The organism is Chitinophaga sancti (assembly GCF_034424315.1).
Classification (GTDB): domain Bacteria; phylum Bacteroidota; class Bacteroidia; order Chitinophagales; family Chitinophagaceae; genus Chitinophaga; species Chitinophaga sancti.
Map to the genome: position 1 here is coordinate 5,834,098 of NZ_CP139972.1, position 20,142 is coordinate 5,854,239.

At 43.4% G+C, this 20,142-nt stretch carries 12 protein-coding genes; 11 read left to right on the plus strand and 1 reads right to left on the minus strand.

Annotated features, from left to right (window positions below):
* Positions 1–510 precede the first annotated feature (510 nt).
* The gene (locus tag U0033_RS22855) at positions 511–3,780 is read right to left on the minus strand and encodes a methylmalonyl-CoA mutase family protein (RefSeq protein WP_072362894.1); all 3,270 of its coding nucleotides are present in this window, start codon (positions 3,778–3,780) and stop codon (positions 511–513) included.
* A 172-nt stretch (positions 3,781–3,952) separates the two neighbouring features.
* On the opposite strand from U0033_RS22855, the gene U0033_RS22860 reads away from it, so the two are divergent.
* The 11 genes from U0033_RS22860 (at position 3,953) to U0033_RS22910 (ending at position 20,132) form a co-directional block, all read left to right on the plus strand.
* Positions 3,953–5,383, plus strand: a complete 1,431-nt coding sequence (locus tag U0033_RS22860) for a glycoside hydrolase family 125 protein (RefSeq protein WP_072362895.1) — start codon at positions 3,953–3,955, stop codon at positions 5,381–5,383.
* A gap of 91 nt (positions 5,384–5,474) precedes the next feature.
* Positions 5,475–7,256, plus strand: a complete 1,782-nt coding sequence (locus tag U0033_RS22865; protein ID WP_072362896.1) for a MutS-related protein — start codon at positions 5,475–5,477, stop codon at positions 7,254–7,256.
* A gap of 72 nt (positions 7,257–7,328) precedes the next feature.
* Entirely contained in the window at positions 7,329–8,411 is a 1,083-nt protein-coding gene (locus U0033_RS22870) for a PA0069 family radical SAM protein (RefSeq protein ID WP_072362897.1), read from the plus strand.
* A 607-nt stretch (positions 8,412–9,018) separates the two neighbouring features.
* Complete coding sequence (locus U0033_RS22875) at positions 9,019–9,648, plus strand: DinB family protein (protein ID WP_072362898.1); 630 nt, start codon at positions 9,019–9,021, stop codon at positions 9,646–9,648.
* A 235-nt stretch (positions 9,649–9,883) separates the two neighbouring features.
* Positions 9,884–10,951: an AAA family ATPase gene (locus tag U0033_RS22880; protein WP_072362900.1), complete on the plus strand. Its 1,068-nt coding sequence runs from the start codon at positions 9,884–9,886 to the stop codon at positions 10,949–10,951.
* A gap of 159 nt (positions 10,952–11,110) precedes the next feature.
* Positions 11,111–12,319 (plus strand): sterol desaturase family protein, encoded by a 1,209-nt coding sequence (locus tag U0033_RS22885; RefSeq protein WP_072362901.1) that lies wholly within the window; start codon positions 11,111–11,113, stop codon positions 12,317–12,319.
* Positions 12,320–12,607: 288 nt separating this feature from the next.
* On the plus strand, positions 12,608–15,127 hold the full coding sequence (locus U0033_RS22890; protein ID WP_072362902.1) for an SLBB domain-containing protein: 2,520 nt from the start codon (positions 12,608–12,610) through the stop codon (positions 15,125–15,127).
* A gap of 179 nt (positions 15,128–15,306) precedes the next feature.
* On the plus strand, positions 15,307–16,257 hold the full coding sequence (locus U0033_RS22895) for a hypothetical protein (protein ID WP_072362903.1): 951 nt from the start codon (positions 15,307–15,309) through the stop codon (positions 16,255–16,257).
* On the plus strand, positions 16,254–17,489 hold the full coding sequence (locus U0033_RS22900) for a glycosyltransferase (protein ID WP_072362904.1): 1,236 nt from the start codon (positions 16,254–16,256) through the stop codon (positions 17,487–17,489). Before U0033_RS22895 ends, U0033_RS22900 begins: the two co-directional genes overlap by 4 nt.
* A 17-nt stretch (positions 17,490–17,506) precedes the next feature.
* Positions 17,507–18,877, plus strand: coding sequence for a flippase (locus U0033_RS22905; protein ID WP_177318639.1), 1,371 nt, complete (start codon positions 17,507–17,509; stop codon positions 18,875–18,877).
* Positions 18,878–19,040: 163 nt separating this feature from the next.
* Positions 19,041–20,132, plus strand: a complete 1,092-nt coding sequence (locus U0033_RS22910; RefSeq protein WP_072362906.1) for a hypothetical protein — start codon at positions 19,041–19,043, stop codon at positions 20,130–20,132.
* Positions 20,133–20,142 lie beyond the last annotated feature (10 nt).

Sequence of the window (20,142 nt, forward strand, 5' to 3'; positions counted from 1 at the left end):
AAAGTTGGCCAAAAAGTTTTTTATTAACAAAATATTAATTAAGATTGTGTAACGAAACGAAAGCAACTGAAAGACTGATACAAAAATTGAAGATCGATAAGGAACAAGTGAAAGGTTGATTGGATTTTGACTATGTGCTCCTTAAAGAAATCTGTTAATGAAAAATGAAAAACGACCAAAAGTAGTTTAAAGCCATTTATAAATTTCACGTAAGCCTTTATAAATTCCAAGAGTTTGTCTTTGTAAATTCCACAAGGCCTTTATAAGTTCCGGCCTTTATGAATTCCACGAAAGCTATTAAAAGCTTTAAATGTAGATTCCACGTAAAATATTGAATAATTCCACGTCAATGAAATCTGGCAAGTGTGTATTGCTGATTTTGTGTGACACATCCCCTGCATAAAAGGTTTTATGCAGGGGATTTTTTTTAGGGGCAATGTGAGATTTGCTTTTTGAAAAGAGAGAAAACCAAACTGCATTTGCCAAGGGCAAATGCAGCTATCGATACAATTACATATTTCTTCTATATTGCCCGCCCACTTCATACAAGGCATGTGTAATCTGCCCCAGTGAACAACTTTTCACCGTCTCCATCAACGCTGCAAAAATATTCCCGTTATCAATCACGACCTGCTGTAATGTTCTTAATGCATCAGCACTTTCATTTGCGTGCCGCCTGTGAAAGGCCTCCAGCGTATGAATCTGGAAATCCTTCTCCTCCTTCGTACTCCTGATCACCTCTGATGGTATGATTGTAGGCGATCCCTTTGCATTCAAAAACGTATTCACCCCAATAATCGGATAGGCTCCACTATGCTTCAGCGATTCATAATACAAACTCTCTTCCTGTATCTTATTCCGCTGGTACATCCGCTCCATCGCTCCCAATACACCACCTCTCTCGGTAATACGGTTAAACTCTGCCATCACAGCTTCTTCCACCAGGTCTGTCAGTTCTTCAATAAAGAAAGACCCCTGTATCGGGTTCTCATTCTTCGCAGTTCCCAATTCCCTGTTAATGATCAGCTGTATGGCCATTGCCCTCCGTACACTCTCTTCCGTAGGAGTCGTAATGGCTTCATCATATGCATTTGTATGCAGTGAATTACAGTTATCATAAATCGCATACAGTGCCTGCAGCGTAGTTCGGATATCGTTAAAATCTATCTCCTGCGCATGCAGACTTCTGCCTGATGTTTGAATATGATATTTCAGTTTTTGCGAACGATCATTTCCCTTGTATTTATACTTAATCGCCTTTGCCCAGATGCGCCTTGCCACGCGGCCTATCACTGCATATTCCGGATCCATTCCATTACTGAAGAAAAACGAAAGGTTGGGTGCAAAATCATCGATCTTCATTCCCCTGCTCAGGTAATATTCCACATAGGTAAAGCCATTTGCCAGTGTAAAAGCTAATTGTGTGATCGGGTTTGCACCTGCTTCTGCAATGTGGTAACCGGATATACTCACCGCATAAAAATTTCGCACTTTTTCCTGTATGAAATAGTGCTGTACATCACCCATCAGTTTCAATGCAAACTCAGTAGAGAAGATACAGGTATTCTGTGCCTGGTCTTCCTTCAGGATATCTGCCTGCACGGTGCCTCTCACGGCACCCAGGGCTTTGGCTTTTATCTTTGCATAGACGTCAGCAGGCAGGATCTTATCACCGGAAATACCCAGCAGTTTTAATCCTAAACCGTTATTCCCTTCAGGTAATTCACCAGCATATGCGGGCGCATCTTTTAGTGCTGCATGAATGCCATGTGTTGCCATGTATTTTTCACACTCCTGGTCAATGGCAGCATTCATGAAAAAGGCCAGCAGAATAGGAGCGGGACCATTGATGGTCATGGATACGGAAGTCATAGGATCGCAGAGGTCAAAACCGCTATAGAGTTTCTTAGCGTCATCTACTGTTGCAATGCTCACGCCTGAATTTCCCACCTTGCCATAGATATCGGGTCTGAAACCCGGATCTTCCCCATACAGGGTAACGCTGTCAAATGCGGTACTGAGGCGCCTTGCCGGCTGACCCGCAGATACATAATGGAAACGCTTGTTGGTGCGTTCCGGCCCGCCTTCTCCTGCGAACATCCGGGTAGGATCTTCACCTTCCCGCTTCATTGGAAATACGCCGGCTGCATAGGGGAATGCACCGGGGATGTTTTCTGTCAGCAACCAGCGTAGCTGATCGCCCCAGTCTTTGTAAGCGGGTAAACTGATCCTGGGAATGCGTAGCCCGGCAAGACTTTCAGTAAAAAGTGGCAGATTGATCGTCTTATCGCGGACGGTAAATGAATACTGATCTTCCCGGTATTGTTGTTGTATAGCAGGCCATTCTTCCAGCAACTGATTACAATCAGGATGCAGTTCTTTCTTCAACTGATCAGCGATGTGTTGTAGCTGTTGCTGTACCTGGGGTACTGTCACCAAACTCATACTGCCATTCAGCTGATATAGTTTGGTGGCAATGGCACTTTGTTTTTTTACCCAGGTGTTATATTCTTCCAGTGAGGTTACGATCTCTGAAAGATAACGGGCCCGTGAAGGCGGGATGATTTGTGTGCGTGTGGTAGGATGATGTCCGTCATCTTTTGCAGCGGGTAATTTCAGTGCTTTCAGCAGTTGCTGGAATAACTGGTTGATGCCGGCATCATTGAATTGGGAAGCGATGGTGCCTACGATGGGCAGTTCATTATCGGCTGCATGCCACAGCAGGTGGGCTCTTTTATATTGCCGTCTTACATCCTGCAATGCATCGAGTGCACCTGCTTTGTCGAATTTATTGATTGCAATCACGTCTGCATAATCCAGCATATTGATCTTTTCAAGCTGGCTGGCAGCACCGTATTCAGGTGTCATTACATAGAGTGATACATCGCAGTGATCGATGATTGCTGTATCACTCTGACCAATACCGGAAGTTTCGAGAATGATGAGGTCAAAAGCTGCCAGGCGGCAGATGTCAATCGCTTCCTGGATGTGTGCGCTGATGGCTTTATCGCTATCGCGGGTAGCCAGGGAACGCATATACGCCCTGGGATGGTGAATGGCATTCATGCGAATCCGATCACCCAGCAGGGCTCCGCCAGTCTTCTTTTTAGAAGGATCTACAGAAATAACGGCAATCGTTTTGTCAGTGAATGCATGCAGGAAGCGGCGTACCAGTTCGTCGGTCACACTGCTCTTACCTGCACCGCCGGTACCGGTGATACCCAATACCATACTGCCCTGAGCGGGTTGGGGTAGGGAAAGCAGATCACTTTCGGCAGCGGTAATGGCAGCTGCTATCAGGTGTTGATTCTTTGCCGGCAATTGTGCAAGTTCGCCATTCAGTTGCTGCACGGTAGAGAAGTTACATTGCCTGATCACATCGGCAATCATGCCTTCCAGGCCCATATGCCTGCCATCGTCAGGTGAGTAGAGGCGAGTGATGCCATAGGCATGTAATTCCTCCATCTCAGCAGGCAGGATGGTACCACCGCCGCCACCGAAAATTTTGATATGCCCGCAACCTTTTTCGTGCAGGAGATCATAGATGTATTTAAAGAATTCGATATGCCCGCCCTGGTAAGAGGTGATTGCTATGCCCTGGACATCTTCCTGGATGGCGCAGTCCACAATTTCTGCTGCGGAGCGGTTGTGGCCCAGGTGAATCACTTCTGCGCCCTGGGATTGCATGATTCTGCGCATTATATTGATGGCGGCATCGTGGCCGTCAAAGAGTGCTGCTGCTGTAACAATACGAATTTTGTGAGCTGGAGTATCAGTCATTTTGTTTTGGTGTTTTACAATCGCTGTGGCAACGAGGAATTAGGCTATGTAATTTACGGATTACAGATTACTTAATATTCCCGTATTTTTTTATTTTACACCCATTATTCACGTTTATTGACTTGCATTTCCACAAAAAAGCGCAAATCGTAATTGAAAACTTATAACAGAAATGGTGGCAAGAAGAGAATTTATCAGGAACAGCAGTTTGCTGGCAGGCGCTATGGCGCTGGGATTCCCTGGGGCTGTATTCGCCCGGGCAGGATATGTTTCCAAGCGTCCTCCGCTGGCAGATCGTAAGTTTACCAGTCAGGCGGTAGAAAAAATGATCGCAACCATCAAGAAAGAAGTTGCAGATCCGAAGCTGGGCTGGCTGTTCGAGAACTGTTTTCCAAATACCCTGGACACTACGGTGCAGTTCAAGGTAGAAAACGGTCGTCCCGATACCTTTGTATTGACAGGCGATATCCACGCGATGTGGCTGCGTGACTCGACTGCCCAGGTATGGCCTTACCTGGAACTGGTAAATGAAGACGAGAAGCTGAAACAGCTGATCGCTGGTGTGGTGAACAGGCAGACTAAATGCGTGATCATCGATCCATATGCGAATGCATTCAACGAAGGCCCAACGGGTTCGGAGTGGGATAGTGACCTGACTGAGATGAAGCCTGAACTGCATGAAAGGAAATGGGAAATTGACTCCCTGTGCTATACTGTAAGGCTGGCGTACAATTACTGGAAGAAAACCGGTGATGCCAGCGTACTGGACGATACTCACAAGAAAGCGGCTAAGCTGATTGTAAAAACCTTCAAGGAGCAGCAGCGTAAAGATGGTCCTGGTCCTTACCACTTCCAGCGTAATACGCCTAAGCAGTCAGACACTGTAGCCAACAGCGGTTATGGTAGTCCGATTCTGCCGGTAGGCCTGATTGCATCTATGTTCCGTCCATCAGATGATGCGACGGTGTTTCCATTCCTGATCCCTTCCAACATGTTTGCAGTGGTATCCCTGCACCAGTTGTCAGAGATCAGTGCTGAGGTTTACAAAGATGCAGCCTTTGCGAAGGAATGTAAGGAGCTGGCAGAGGAAGTGGATCGTGCAATCAAGGCTTATGCGATTGTAGAGCATCCTTCCCTGGGTAAGATGTATGGTTTTGAGGTAGATGGTTTTGGTAACCGCCTGTTCCTGGACGATACAAACGTACCTAGCCTGCTGTCTATCCCTTACCTGGGTTATACTACAGCAGATGATCCTTTGTACCAGACAGCACGTCACTTCGTATGGAGTCCGTTCCATTGCTGGTTCTACAAGGGTAAATATGGTGAGGGCGTAGGTAGTCCGCATACCGGTGTAGACAAGATCTGGCCAATGAGTATTATCATGAAGGCGCTGACCAGCAGTGATAAGGAAGAAATTGCTGCTTGTCTGAAGACCCTGCGTAATACCGATGGCGAGACCGGATTTATTCATGAATCTTATCATAAAGACAATCCTTCAGATTATTCCCGTCCATGGTTTGCATGGGTGAACACGCTGTTTGGTGAGCTGATTGTGAAGATTCACAATGAGTATCCTGAACTGCTGAAGCGCAATTACGCCTGATAATTGCCGCTCTTATGTATTTGCAAAAAATCGCTTTTGCCATTGGTGGAAGCGATTTTTTGCTTTTATTACAGCCGTTAAATAATAAAACATGGCCTCTATTGCTATTTATGAAGAGCAGATAAACCATTATAAGGCAGAGCTGGCGGGTTATAAGCGGCAGTTAAACTTGCTGGGATATCTTCGTTTGCTGAGTTTTCTGATCCTGTCATTTTTTGTGTACCAGTATTTCCGGGATTTATTTGAGCCGATCTGGTTATTACCCATCCTGTTGATGTTGGGGGTATTTGCAGGGGCCTTGGTCGTATACACCCGTCTCCAGGAGAAACAGACCCTGGCGAAAATGTTACTGGAGCTGAATAAAAAGGAATACGAGCTGGCAACTACAGGGAAGTCTGCTTTTTATGACGGAACCTTTTTTATGGATGATACGCATCCTTATGCAGGGGATCTGGATGTGTTCGGGTATTCTTCTATCTATAGTCATATGAACCGTACGGGCACATTGACAGGTGCTAATTTTTTGGCGCAGTTCTTAAAAGCGCCCTGGCTGGGTGTGGAGAAGACGGGGGAAAGGCAGGAGGTGGTGAAAGAGCTGGCGCCTAAGCTGCAGTTCAGGCAGTTGCTCACTGCACAGGCGGCACTGGCAGGAGAGAAGAGTGAGGATCAGCATGAACTGAGGTTGTGGCTGGATATGCCAATCCGGTTTTTGAATGACCAGTTTGTACAGGTTGCGAGATGGGTGAGTCCTGCATTGAGTGTTGTGGCTTTCATTTACCTGATCGCTACCTACAATGTGTACCCGCTGCTGGCAATGCTGGCGATCAATAGTTTAATCTTAAGGCAATTCTTAAAAGAGATCAACCGGCAGCATATTTTGATTTCCAGCAAGGAGCGGGTGTTTGCAAAGTTTTCAGTATTGGTGCAGATGATCAATACGGAGAATTTTGGGCAGGCAGCCATGCTGAACAGGGATCAGGAAAAAACGCAGGAAGCGGGTGTGGCCCTGAAGCGGCTGGCGAGGATTGTGAATATCTGGGATCAGCGTATGAATATGGCAATTGGGATGTTACTGAACGGGCTGGGTTTATATGACCTGCATTGTGCTGTGATCCTGGAAAAATGGAAACTGAAATACAAAGACAAGGTCGCTGGCTGGATGGATGTGATTTATGGGTTTGAGATCTATAACAGTATGGCCACGTTTGCGTATAACCATCCTGATTTTATTTATCCGGAGGTAAATGATACGCAATCGCAGCTGGCAGGGAAGGGGATTGGCCATCCTTTAATTCCAGTGGAAGAATGTGTGAAGAACGATATTGCGATTGGTACACCGCAGCAGTTTTTGATAATTACGGGTTCGAACATGAGTGGTAAGAGTACCTTCCTGCGGAGTGTAGGCTGCAACCTGTTGCTGGCTATGTGCGGACTGCCGGTATGTGCGGAGGAGTTTAAGTGCAGCCCGATGAAGATTATGACGAGCATGCGGATCAAGGATTCCATTGCGAAGCATACATCTTATTTCCAGGCAGAGTTGCTACGATTGCAGGAGATCGTGAAAGTGCTGAAATCAGGGGAGAGGGTGTTTATCCTGCTGGATGAGATTTTGAAAGGAACGAATTCAGAAGATAAGTTGTCCGGATCCCGGAGCCTGATCGCTCATTTCCTGCAGTACCATTGCCTGGGGATGATCGCTACGCATGACCTGGAGTTGGGGCATATGGAGGAAGCGTATGCCGGGAGGATCCGGAACTATTGTTTTGAGAGTACAATCGAAGATGAGCAGTTGTTCTTTGATTACCGGATCAGGGAAGGGGTGGCGAGGAACAAGAATGCGACTTTCCTGATGAAGAAGATGGAGATCATTTAGCGCCCACATCTGTTAAATAATTAAAATTTGGTTGTGCTAATATAATTAGTATTTTAGCTAAAAATATTAGCTATGACCTTGCCTTTTCAGGAGAGTGTACCGGAGAATCTCTATTATAAAGGACGTGGTGCCCAATTAAATCCTAAGAACAAATATCTAAAGAACGAATACGCACAGGAGCATGCCGAAGGTATTGATGAATGGTGGCAGGCGGATGTGCCTACCCAGGTCCTGGAAGAACATGCTAAAACGCTCGTGAATAAAGTGGATAGTCCTGATGTGGGCATGTGGTACAGCATGAATCCCTACCAGGGTTGTGAACATGGTTGTATTTATTGTTATGCCCGGAATGCGCACCAATTCTGGGGCATGAGTGCCGGTCTTGATTTCGAAAGAAAGATTGTGGTGAAGAAGAATGCACCGGAACTGCTGCGGAAGTTCCTCGACAATAAGAGTTGGGTGCCTAAGCCCATTTCCCTTTCAGGTAATACTGATTGTTATCAGCCGTTGGAAAGGAAGATGTTCCTGACCCGTTCTTTATTGCAGATAGCGTTGGAATATAAACAGCCGATCGGCATCATTACAAAGAACTCCCTGGTATTAAGAGATAAGTATATACTGCAGCAGATGGCGCAGCATAACCTGGTATGTGTATATGTATCTATTACAACGGCAGATGAAGACCTGCGGCAGAAAATGGAGCCCCGTACTACCACGGCAGCGCAGCGATATAAGATAGTGAAGGAGCTGAGTGAGCTGGGGATACCGGTGGGTGTGATGACGGCACCGATGATTCCTGGGTTAAATGATCATGAAATGCCGCAGCTGTTAGATATGGCTGCAGCGAATGGCGCTAAATTTGCAGGGTATACGGTCGTTCGGTTGAACGATGCGGTGAAAGTGATCTTCAATGATTGGTTGTACAAGAATTTCCCGGACAGGGCAGATAAGGTATGGAATCAAATTGAAGGCATGCATGGCGGCCAGGTGAATGATAGCAATTTCGGAAGGAGAATGAGAGGAGAGGGAAATATTGCAGACCTGATCAGGCAACAATTCAAAGTACATACGAAAAGGTATGGTTTGAACCAGGAGAAGTTTGAGTTCAACACTGAATTGTTTCAGCGCCCGCAAGTGCAGCTGCGGTTGTTTTAGCACATATCATTGCTACTGATTATATTATATTGCGCTATAAAAAAATAGAAAAAATTTATTAAAGAATATTGCAGAAATAAAAAAATTAAAAATATCTTTGTGGAGCAATAAAAAATATAAATGAAACGCAGTCCAAAACATATAGCATCTGAGATGTCCTGTAAGCAAAAGCAGGCCAGATGTGGGTTGCGGGAATGTTGCACCAATTGATAACGAAGAAATAACTTATCAAATGATAAAACAAGGGTCCCGCAGCAAATGCGGGACCTTTTGCTTTTTAAGCACTGAAATGAAGACGACTGAGATAGATAAGGAATCGATACAGACAACTGTTATGTGTATATACTATCCGGGAAAGCCGAAAGTATCTGCGCGATGGATTTCATTGGCCTCTACGGGGCCGAACGGATCAGGTATGTACTGACATAATTAAACTTATGTATATACGCCCGGTCCTGATTCAAGGAGCCGGGTTTTTTTATTTTATAATGGATCCGGTGAAACGAAAAAACAAATTATGGACATTAATATTTTATAATACTGTTATGTACTAACCGTGTACAGAAAGTGGATCGGGATAGGGTGCATAACCCCAAACAGCAAGAAGATGAGAAACGTAATACAAGTAGTAAGAGAGGCTTTGCTCACCAATTTCAGGGAGTTAGACAAGTGGTTTGAAAAAGACGCTGACCTGTTGCACTATAAACCTGACGCGGGGCATTGGAATGCCAGAGAAGTGCTGGAACATATCAGCCTTACAAATTATTTCCTGTTATTGATTATTAACAAGACTACACGCCGTGCCCTGGATCGCAGACATGCGGCCGGAGCGATCACATTGCCTGCGGATTACCATGAAAAGTTTGAACAGATCGATGTGATAGGTAGTCGCTCTTTTGGCTGGGTAAGACCAGAACACATGGAGCCCAGTGGTCTAGAGGATCTACACGAAATCAGAACCCTGCTCAAACAACAGTTTGCACAGTGTATGTATAATCTTAGTCTGCTGAAAAACGGAGAAGGCAGGTTGGTACTCACCAATATGTCTGTGAATCACCTGGGCAAACTGGATATTTACCAATACATCTACTTTTTGACCAAGCACATTGAGCGTCATATTCGCCAGATGGAGAGGTTGAAAAGAGAATATAATGGAGAAAAAGAACCGGCTACACGAATTGTGACGAGCATCGTAGATGCACCAGATGAAGCTGCAGCAGATATGGCAGTGCTATAATATGGTCAACTATATTTCTCATCCTTTGTTTTTTTAATTCCGCTGTTCTAATACCATCAGTTTACCGGTGACAATCTTGTCGCCGGTATTTTTTGTGAAGAGCGCGGTGCCCCTAAAATTTGTTAATATGCCCAAATGATATTGTAAGAAACATCGTACGTAGACCGCGGGGTAATCCTGCCCTGCCAGTTTTCTTGTATAAGAATGTACCTTTGCAATCATTTTTAAAAATCGCATGGAAAATATTTTACAGCAGCGGGTGATCAGTGGGGATACTATTTTTGGCAATGGCTTGCTGGAGAGCAGACCTTTCTACCTGTATTATTTCAATAGAATACCTAATATAAGTATGGTTTACGGCATTAACGGCGAGAAGTCTTTCGTCGGGTTTAAAAATGCCTTTAAGGACAAGATAGCTGAAGTATACAGAAGAGAAGAGATCGATAAGAAGGATAAAACCTACCAGCATGACATCTCTATCGTGGTCCTGAACAATGAATGTATGGTAGAATTTGGTGATGGATACTGCGAAATTCTCCATAATGGACAGTCCGATGCCTTTGTCAAAGAAATTACTACCCTCGTAAGAAGATACCGTACCCGCGAAAAGAAGAAGAAATTTGAGCTGAACCTCATCACCGTGGAAAATGGTGCATTGACACTGAAAGCCATGGAGTTCAAGCGGACCAAACTGGACCTGAACCTCTACTATGAGGATAATTTCCTCGCCATCGACCAGCTGATCTACAAACGTCTGAATACAGACGATGATAAGGGGATTGTGTTACTGCATGGTTTGCCCGGTACGGGTAAGACCACTTACCTGCGCTACCTGATCGGCAGACTGAAGAAGAGGGTTTTATTCCTTTCTCCGGCGGTGGCCCGCAATATCATGCAGCCTGAGTTTATCGATCTGCTGATTGACAACCCGAATACGATCCTGGTCATCGAAGATGCGGAGAACATTATCATGGACAGGAAGACAACGGGCAACTCGTCTGTATCTAACCTGCTGAACCTCTCCGACGGATTGCTCGCAGATTGTTTGAATGTGCAGGTGATTTGTACCTTCAACAGTGATATTTCACAGATTGACAGTGCATTGATGCGAAAAGGCCGCCTGATTGCCAAGTATGAGTTCGGTAAGCTGTCTGTCGATAAGGCTCGTTTGTTGTCAGGTAACCAGGGTTTCCAGACGATGATCGATAAGCCGATGACGATAGCGGAGGTAATGAACCAGCACGAGCCGAGTTTTGAGAAAGAGGAGGCAACGATTGGTTTCAGGGCCGGATTTAAACGCTAAGTTTTTTAAACCCCTGCCTGTATGGTGGGGGTTTTTTGTTACCCAATTAGTCTATTAGTATTGTGGACTATTAAATAATTTTTTGTAATATTGCCTTGATCTCGCTCCATTGGCCACCAACAGTAGGGCTTTTACCCGTAATTCGAAATTATTCTTGGCGTGCATTTAAATCACATGGCCTGGGCCGTTCCACTGTTCCTGGGGTTAATGGGCTTGGAGTATCTTGTTGCCCGTAAAACCGGGAAGAACTATTTTGGTTTTGCCAGCTCCGTCAGCAACATCAATGTTGGTATCGCAGAGAGACTGCTGGATACCTTTACTGTAGGGATCTTCTACTTTGTGTATGAATTCCTGCATACCCATTTCGCAATTTTCGACATCAAACCGGGCTTCCTGCTTTGGGTTAGCCTGTTGTTACTTACAGATTTTATCTGGTACTGGTACCATCGGCTGGCGCATGAGGTGAATTTTCTCTGGGCGGCGCATGTGGTGCATCACCAGAGTGATGACTTCAATTACACCGTTTCGGCCAGGATTACTGTATTCCAGGCCTTTGCGCGGATGTGCTTCTGGTCTGTGCTGCCGGTGATTGGTTTTCCGCCTGTTATGATCATCAGTGTACAGCTGGTACATGGCATTTATCCGTTCTTTATTCATACCCGGACGATTCCCAAGCTGGGATTTTTAGAATATATTTTTGTGACACCTTCACATCATCGTGTACACCATGCATCCAATGATCATTACCTGGACAAGAATTATGGTGATGTGTTTATATTCTGGGATAAGCTGTTTGGAACGTTTGTCGTGGAGGGGGAAGAACCGGTGTATGGGCTGACTAAGCCCTTGGATAGCAATAGTTTCCTGTGGCAGCACTTTCATTTTATACTGGAAATTGTCTATACGGTAAAGCAGACGAGCGGTTTCAGGGAGCGGCTGAGGGTGGTTTTTGGGCGGCCGGACAAGATAGACCCGGAGATGCGTGCCAGGCTGGAGAAAAGGTTTCTCAGCCCGGACAAGGCGGAACATTTTACCAGGAGGCTGCATGCTTATGTTGTGTGGCAGGTGATTGGTTTACTGGTGGTGCTCTTTTCCTTTTTGCTGCTGGAGTACTATGTACCAGTTTTTGTGCAGGTGTGCATTACGCTGGTTATTTTTCTTACCCTAATCAATACGGGGGCTATATTGGAGCAAAAGCGATGGGTTTTTTACCTGGAATATGTACGGTTACTAATAGGATTTGTAATTATCTGCTATTACTGGCCCTCTCCATCTTTGTACTTTTGTTTACTTGTTATACAGCTGCCATTCCTGTTATTACAGGGTAATATGAAGCGGGGTTATGAACGTTTGTTATATGGAGGTTGACCATTCATCAGGGAACCTGGTATCACCTCTGATCAGTAAAACGGAGTTTATCTATTTAACTCATATATATAGTATGGCATTAATTATGCGGGAAAAACTGGCGGCTTAACGTAACGTTTGCCACCAGTTTTTCGTTTTAAGCCGTGGGGTAAATGGTAAATTGGGCTCAGTTGCCGTTTATATGATATTTTTATTAGATTTGCAATGCAATTCCTTAAATAAAAGTAGTTGGAATACAATAAGTTAATCTGTTAATATAATCCTAAGAGGAAATTTATCCGGAAATTCATGTTCAAAAGAATATTTCTACTGCAACTGTTAATGCTGTTTATCGGTCTGGGGGTAAAGGCACAGGTTTCTACAAATAGCGTATCATCCAGTCAGTTGAGTCAGATAAAAGTGGATAATCTGAGCGATGATCAGATCAGGCAGATCGTAGCAGAAATGAAGAAGAATAATATTTCTTATGATCAGATAGGTACATATGCACAACAAAAGGGAATTGCTGATACTGAGGTAGAAAAGTTAAAGTCAAGAATAAAGCAGCTTAATCTGGATTCAGAATTATCATCCAAGAGCTCCAAATCGTCGTCCGTTCTGGAAAATTCAAACAGCCGGCAATATGCAGATGACGATAATGAGAATGAGAATGATACCACCTACTATTGGCAGCAGAAGTATAAAAAAATCCTCGATAAGAAAGATCTTGAAAAAGAATTAAAGCGTAGAAAGATTTTTGGTTCAGAGTTATTTAGTAATAAGAATATCACGTTTGAACCAAATTTGCGGATGGCTACGCCTCCAACCTATAAACTGGGAGCAGATGATGAAGTAGTGGTTGATGTATTTGGTTATTCTGAAGTGCAGCATAAGCTGAAGGTTAGTCCTGACGGTTATATCCGTATCCCTTATCTTGGACCTGTGTATGTAAATGGTCTGACTATGGCCGAAGCAACGCAACGAATTACCAGGCAGCTTTCGACTATCTATGGCGGCATTAAAACAGGGAACACTTCGGTACAGGTAACGCTGGGCAATATTCGTAGTATCAGGGTGCTGCTAATAGGTGAAGTTACTCAGCCTGGTACTTATACATTACCTTCTCTGGCAACGGTTGCGAATGCCCTCTATGTGTCTGGTGGCCCAAATGAGAATGGGTCTTTTCGTAATATAGCCGTAATTCGTAATGGAAGTATAATCAGTACTTTTGACCTCTATGACTTTCTTGTTCATGGTGATCTTTCCAATAATGTGGTATTACAGGATCAGGATATTGTGAAGGTCAATGCCTATAAGCTTAGAGTAGAGCTTACGGGGGAAGTAAAGCGTCCTGCTATATTTGAAGCCAGGGAAAATGAAACATTGCAAAATATCATTGATTTCGCAGGTGGATATACAGACAATGCTTTTCAGGGTATCATAAGGGATTACAGAATTACAGACAGGGCAAGGGAAATTGTAAACGTACCGGGTGATTCTATTGCTACTTTCCGTTTAAAAACAGGGGACAAGTTTTTTATAGACTCAGTAGTATCCCGCTTTAACAATAGGGTAACCATTGCTGGTGCAGTGTTCCATGCAGGTGATTTTGCGCTTGATCAGGGAATGACTGTAGCTGATTTGATCAGAAAAGCAGATGGTGTACAGGACGAAGCGATGATGACCCGTGGTGTGATCCGCCGCTTGCAGGATGACTATACCCCATCTGTGATAAGTTTCAATGTCCAGGATGTATTAGATGGAAAGGATGATGTACCGTTGAAACGTGAGGATAGTGTGATCATCTTTTCTAAATTGAAGGTACGAGAAGGTTTCCTGGTAAAAATAGATGGTGAGGTCAATCAGCCCGGCTATTATGCTTATGGAGATAGTATGCACCTTGAAGATTTAGTACTTCTGGCAGGTGGACTGAAAGATGCTGCCAGTCTGAAACATGTTGAAATTTCCCGCCGTATTCGCACTGGGGGTGTTTATGATTCTACAGATATACGGATGGCCATTACCCAGCAATTTGACATTAGCCAGGATCTTCGTAAAAATACTGGTGCGGCTATATTTGCACTTCAGCCATTTGATGAGGTGATGATTCGAAGATCACCATCGTACACTGAGCAGGCCAATGTTATGCTCGATGGAGAGGTTGTTTATCCTGGTATCTATACTATCAATACAAAGAAAGAAAGAATCTCTGACGTTATTCGCCGTGCTGGCGGGTTAAGACCAGAAGCATATCCTGAAGGTGCTTTTATGTTGAGAAGGACTTATACCAATTCGGCAGATAGTACTTTACTATCCAACAAACTGGAAGTATTTTATAATAAATTGAAAGATAGTACGGATATCGAAAAATTACGTACTACGGTGGGTCGTAGGGAACAGCTTTTGGATTTACGGATGGCTAAAGTGTTAGAAAATCCGGGTTCGAAATTTGATATTTATCTGGAGGACGGGGACATTATTAAGGTGCCTAAAAAATTACAAACCGTTCAGTTGTATGGGGAGGTTTATTTTCCAAAGAAAGTAAGATTTGATAATAATAATTCTTTCAGAGATTATATACGTGGTGCTGGTGGATTTACCAGTTCTGCTCTGAAAAGAAGAAGCTACATTGTATATTCTAATGGTGAGGTAAAGAGCACCAGAAGAGTACTTTTCTTCAATAGCTATCCAATAGTAAAACCTGGTGCAGAGCTTTACGTTCCGGCTAAAGAAAAGAGAAATATTACCAGTGCGGCAGTAGTTGGTATTGCCAGTGCGCTTGCATCACTGGCATTAGTGATAGTGACAGTTATCAATACTGCTAAATAGGAATATTTAGCTTTCTCCGCTACTAGTTTCTTTCTTGCTTAAGATTTTATGCCTGAATTACATTTTTTGGCCAATTCCAGCCTGGAGGTTGAATCACAAAAATTTGGTTCCAGGCAGGTAATTTTAAAAATGTTCTTTCTATGGATCTTTTTTTTAAAAGTCCTATAATCTGCTAACTGATGTACCAAGTAAAATCTCCCATTTTGTTTTTGGCCTTTAACCGACTGGATACAACCATTCCTGTTTTTGAAAAAATCGCTTCTGTCCAGCCTCACAGGTTATATATTGCCTGCGATGGGGCAAGGGAGAAAAAAGGGGAAGCAGAAGCGGTGGAAAAAGTGAGGAATTGGTTATTGCATCGCATTGACTGGCCATGCGATGTCCAGACCTTATTCCGCGAAGAGAACCTTGGCTGCCGCAATGCTGTTAGCGGCGCAATCAACTGGTTTTTTGAGCATGAAGAAAGAGGTATTATTCTGGAGGATGATTGTCTGCCGGAAACCTCATTTTTCAAATTTTGTGATGAACTACTGGAAAAGTACGATACCACCCCTGATGTAATGAGCATAGGTGGAACTAACTATCTGGATAATCACCCTGGTTATCCTGAGAGCTATCATTTCTCCAATTATTTTCATTGTTGGGGCTGGGCCACCTGGCGACGGGCATGGTCGAAATATGATGTGACGCTTAGCAGATGGCCGGCATTTAAAAATAATCATGGTCTATCAGGGTTACCACATAGCAATTTTGTCTTTAATCGTTATTGGAAGAGGACCCTTGATCTGGTGTATAACGGTCGCATCAATACATGGGATTATCAGATGGCTTTTACTGTCTGGGCAGAGGGAGGAGTGTGTATCGCTCCAGCTGTGAATATGATACGGAATATAGGATTTAGCGAGTCCGCAACACATACAATAGATGAGGACCATAAGCATGCAAACCGGAAAAGTGCCGAAATTCCCTTCCCTTTACAGCATCCAAACACTACCAAACCCAATGTAATATTGGATAAAAAGGAAAATACACTTTGCTTTGAAATGTCATTGGTTACTGAAATGAAGGAGTTATTGCGGCCTAGGCTATCCAAGGTAAAACGAAATGTAATGAATAGATTTGCGAAATGAAAATATTGCATATTTCCTTTTCAGACAACAGTGGAGGGGCTGCCAGAGCTGCTTTAAGGTTGTGCCTGGCTCAGCGGAAACAGCAAATTGATGCTTCGATGCTGGTAGTAAACAAGGTAACTGACTATCCATTTGTTTATAGTGTGAAAGAAAGCCTGGGAGGAATAAAGAAGATCCTGAAAGACTTTTGTGTACAAAAAATATTGAGAATGCAGGATTCGGACAATCCGATACTGCATTCTCTTAACTTTTTTTCCGGGGCGGCGCTCGCACAGATCAACGCTATGGATGTGGATATTGTACATCTCCATTGGATTAATAACGAGATGTTAAGTATTCCACAGATTGCCAACATCAATAAACCAATGGTTTGGACGCTGCATGATACCTGGGCTTTCTGTGGTACAGAACATTATCCTGCAGATTTGAATGATCAGCGATTTATAGAAGGATACACTCCGGCTAACAACCGGAACAGAAGACGTGACCTGGACCGATGGAACTGGGAACGGAAAGTTAAGTACTGGAATAAAACGCGATTCACTATTGCTGCTCCCAGTGAATGGATGAAAGAATGTGTGCAAAAAAGTGTGTTGTTTAAAAATAATCCGGTACAGCACATATTTAACCCACTAAGTTTAGATGTATTTAAACCTATACCCAGGCAAATAGCCCGTCAGATACTTAATCTTGATCCTGAAAAGAAATATATATTATTTGGTGCAGAGGGAGGAACCCGTCAACCCATAAAAGGGTTCGATCTGCTCTCTGCGGTATTACCTGGCCTGGCAGATCAGCTGGATCCTGCGAAGCATAGGCTGCTTGTATTTGGCTCTTCCACGCCGGCGGTAACAATGGAATTAGGTTTTGAAACTGTATATGCAGGAAGGGTCAATGATGAGATTACAATGGCACTGATTTATTCTGCCGCCGATTGTATGGTAGTACCTTCCCGACTGGACAATCTTCCGCAAACCGCTGTGGAAGCGGTAGCATGTGGTACTCCGGTAGTAGCATTCAATGTAGGGGGATTATCCGATATTATTGAACATAGGAAATATGGCTATCTTGCGGAGCCATATGATCTTAAAGACCTCGGAGAGGGGATCATGTGGGCGCTTTCGTACCCTGATAAGGCTTCACTTTCCACTCAAGCAAGAGCTGCCGCAGAAAGTCGTTTCTCAGAAGCGGTTTGTGTAGCCCGGTATGATGCGCTTTATAGGCAATTATAACTCTTATTACATTAAAGGTGAAGTATTTAACGTTGGTCAAATCCTTGTATAAGGAGAATGTATTACCCAGGATAAAAAACAATGTCTTTAAGAATATACTATGGCTATCTTTCGACAAAATCTTTCGACTGGTATTAGGATTGGTAGCTGGTATCTGGATGGCAAGGTATCTTGGGCCTGACAGATGGGGGGAACTTAATTATATTCAGGCCTATATTAGTATTTTATCCTCAATTTCCCTGCTCGGAATGGATGGATTTTTGGTAAAAGAGATCCTGGAGCAACCCAAAAAGAAGCGTTTTATACTAGGCAGTGCATTTTTTCTCAGAAGTTCAGCAGCAATATTGGGTAGTCTGATCACATATCTTGTGCTGCTCAGTCTCCATGTGAACAGCGAAGGGTTAAAACTTTACTTTTTCCTCCTCCCTATTGTATTACTCACCCCTTTTGATCTGATTGATATCGAATATCAATCACAACTCCGGTCTAAACTTACTGTATTATCAAAAAGTATTGCCTTTGTGATGGGGGTTATTACCAAAATTGTACTCATCCTGATGAAGATGCCTTTGATATATTTTGCAGCGGCAGTTGGCAGCGAGGTGATATTGGCTTATTTTCTGTTAGTAATTCAATACCAGATTACCGGTAATAATATATTCAAATGGAGTGTGAACTGGATCCTTATTAAAAACCTGATTATACGAGCATGGCCTTTTACAATTTCGAGCCTCATGATTATTATGTATATGAGACTGGATCAGATTATGCTGGGAACTATGATCAATGAAAAAGAGGTGGGTCAGTTCAGCGCGGCCGTGAGGGTGACTGAATTATTCCTTTTTTTACCAATGGCAGTTGCCAGCAGTGCGCTTCCAGGATTATTAAAAACCAGGCAGGAGGAAGGTCGGGAGGCATATCTGGTTAAAATGCAGAACCTGTGTAACTATATGTTTTTGATATCATTATTGCTGGCATTGGGGGTAACAGTCTTTTCGCACCTGATTATTAAAATTCTTTATGGTAACGCTTATACAGAATCTGCCGGTATTTTGATAATTCACGTTTGGTCGTTAGTGGGTACTTTTATGGGGGTATCTGGTTCGAACTTCCTTGTTGTGGAGGGATTGCAAAAATATAGTTTGTACAGAACTATTATCGGACTGATTGTAAACGTGTCTTTAAACATCGTACTGATTCCTGTCATAGGTGGTTATGGTGCGGCGCTGGCAACCATGGTCTCACAAATTGTGGTAGCTTATTTGGCTCCCTTTTTCTTTAAGCCTACCAGGGAATTATCGACGATCACTATCCGTTCTTTTTTATATCCGGTTACAATGCTTATGAAACTGAAAGAATTTCAGAAGCATAATAAAACAGCAAAATGAGAGAAAATTGGATTACCAGGCTGGCTTCCATAAACATAATAACTATATGCTATTTTTTATAGATTTGCATCGATCTTATACATCCTACCAGGCTCATATGTAAAATCCTGAATTTGTAACCTATCTGGCAGGTTATCGTTAAAGAGTTGAAGAAAATAATGCTATGGCAATACAAAATGAGCAATCCGGCTCCAATGCGAGAGAAGAAGTTTCACTAAAACAACTAATCCTTAAGATAAGTGTATGGTATCGCTACTTACTGGGTAAGTGGCTTATTATTGGGATCATTGCCTTATTAGGAGCGGCGTTAGGGTTTTTGTATGGCATGTTTGAAAAACCTAAATATGCAGGTGAACTTACTTTTGTGTTGGAGGATGGTTCTAAATCCGGTGGATTATCCTCATATGCTGGTATCGCCAGTCAATTAGGGGTCAATTTGGGCGGTGGAGGATCTGTAGGTGTATTTTCCTCTGATAATATCCTGGAATTTCTGAAAACCAGGCTGATGGTAGAAAAAGCGTTATTATCTCCTGTGGATGTTAATGGAAAGGTCATCAGCCTCGCTGATTTCTATATAGATATATCCGGCATGCGGGAAAAATGGAAGAAAGACCCGAAGAACCAGGGCAAGGACTATCATTTCCCTCCCGGTAATGATCAAAGAGCAAAGTTTAGCCGCGAAGAAGACAGTGTGCTTGCTTCAATATATAGTCAAATTGTAAATAAGGAACTTTCAGTAAATAAACCTGATAAAAAGACATCATTTATCAGTGTAAAAACAACTTCTACCAACGAATTTTTTGCTCAGATTTTCACCGAACGCCTGGTGAAGGTGGCTACTGATTTTTATATTGCTACAAAGACACAGCGGTCTACAAACAGTGTGAATATTTTACAGGCCAAGGCGGATTCCATTTTAAAGCTGATGAATGAAAAAACCTATTCGGCAGCTATCAACCGTGACTTGAATCAGAATCCAGTCAGGCAGATTGCAACCGTCAATTCCGAATTGGTAACCCGTGATAAGACTGTACTACAAACAATATATGCTACAGTGGTACAAAACCTGGAGCTGAGCAAAATGTCAATGGCACAGGAGATGCCTATCATTCAGATTGTCGATAGGCCTATTATGCCACTGAAAAGGGAAGGCGTTCGTAAACTAACTGCCACTATTATCGGTGCTTTTATTGCTGGTTTTCTAGCCGCTATATTTCTCATTATAAGGAAGATGATCAAAGAAGTCATGGCCTGAGATCTTCCGT

Bases quoted from the DNA above. Each gene is read 5' to 3' on its own strand.
- U0033_RS22900 (WP_072362904.1), top strand. From the start codon at position 16,254: ATGAAAATATTGCATATTTCCTTTTCAGACAACAGTGGAGGGGCTGCC.
- U0033_RS22895 (WP_072362903.1), top strand. From the start codon at position 15,307: ATGTACCAAGTAAAATCTCCCATTTTGTTTTTGGCCTTTAACCGACTG.
- U0033_RS22880 (WP_072362900.1), top strand. From the start codon at position 9,884: ATGGAAAATATTTTACAGCAGCGGGTGATCAGTGGGGATACTATTTTT.
- U0033_RS22910 (WP_072362906.1), top strand. From the start codon at position 19,041: ATGGCAATACAAAATGAGCAATCCGGCTCCAATGCGAGAGAAGAAGTT.
- U0033_RS22865 (WP_072362896.1), top strand. From the start codon at position 5,475: ATGGCCTCTATTGCTATTTATGAAGAGCAGATAAACCATTATAAGGCA.
- U0033_RS22855 (WP_072362894.1), bottom strand. From the start codon at position 3,780: ATGACTGATACTCCAGCTCACAAAATTCGTATTGTTACAGCAGCAGCA.
- U0033_RS22875 (WP_072362898.1), top strand. From the start codon at position 9,019: ATGAGAAACGTAATACAAGTAGTAAGAGAGGCTTTGCTCACCAATTTC.
- U0033_RS22890 (WP_072362902.1), top strand. From the start codon at position 12,608: ATGTTCAAAAGAATATTTCTACTGCAACTGTTAATGCTGTTTATCGGT.
- U0033_RS22860 (WP_072362895.1), top strand. From the start codon at position 3,953: ATGGTGGCAAGAAGAGAATTTATCAGGAACAGCAGTTTGCTGGCAGGC.
- U0033_RS22870 (WP_072362897.1), top strand. From the start codon at position 7,329: ATGACCTTGCCTTTTCAGGAGAGTGTACCGGAGAATCTCTATTATAAA.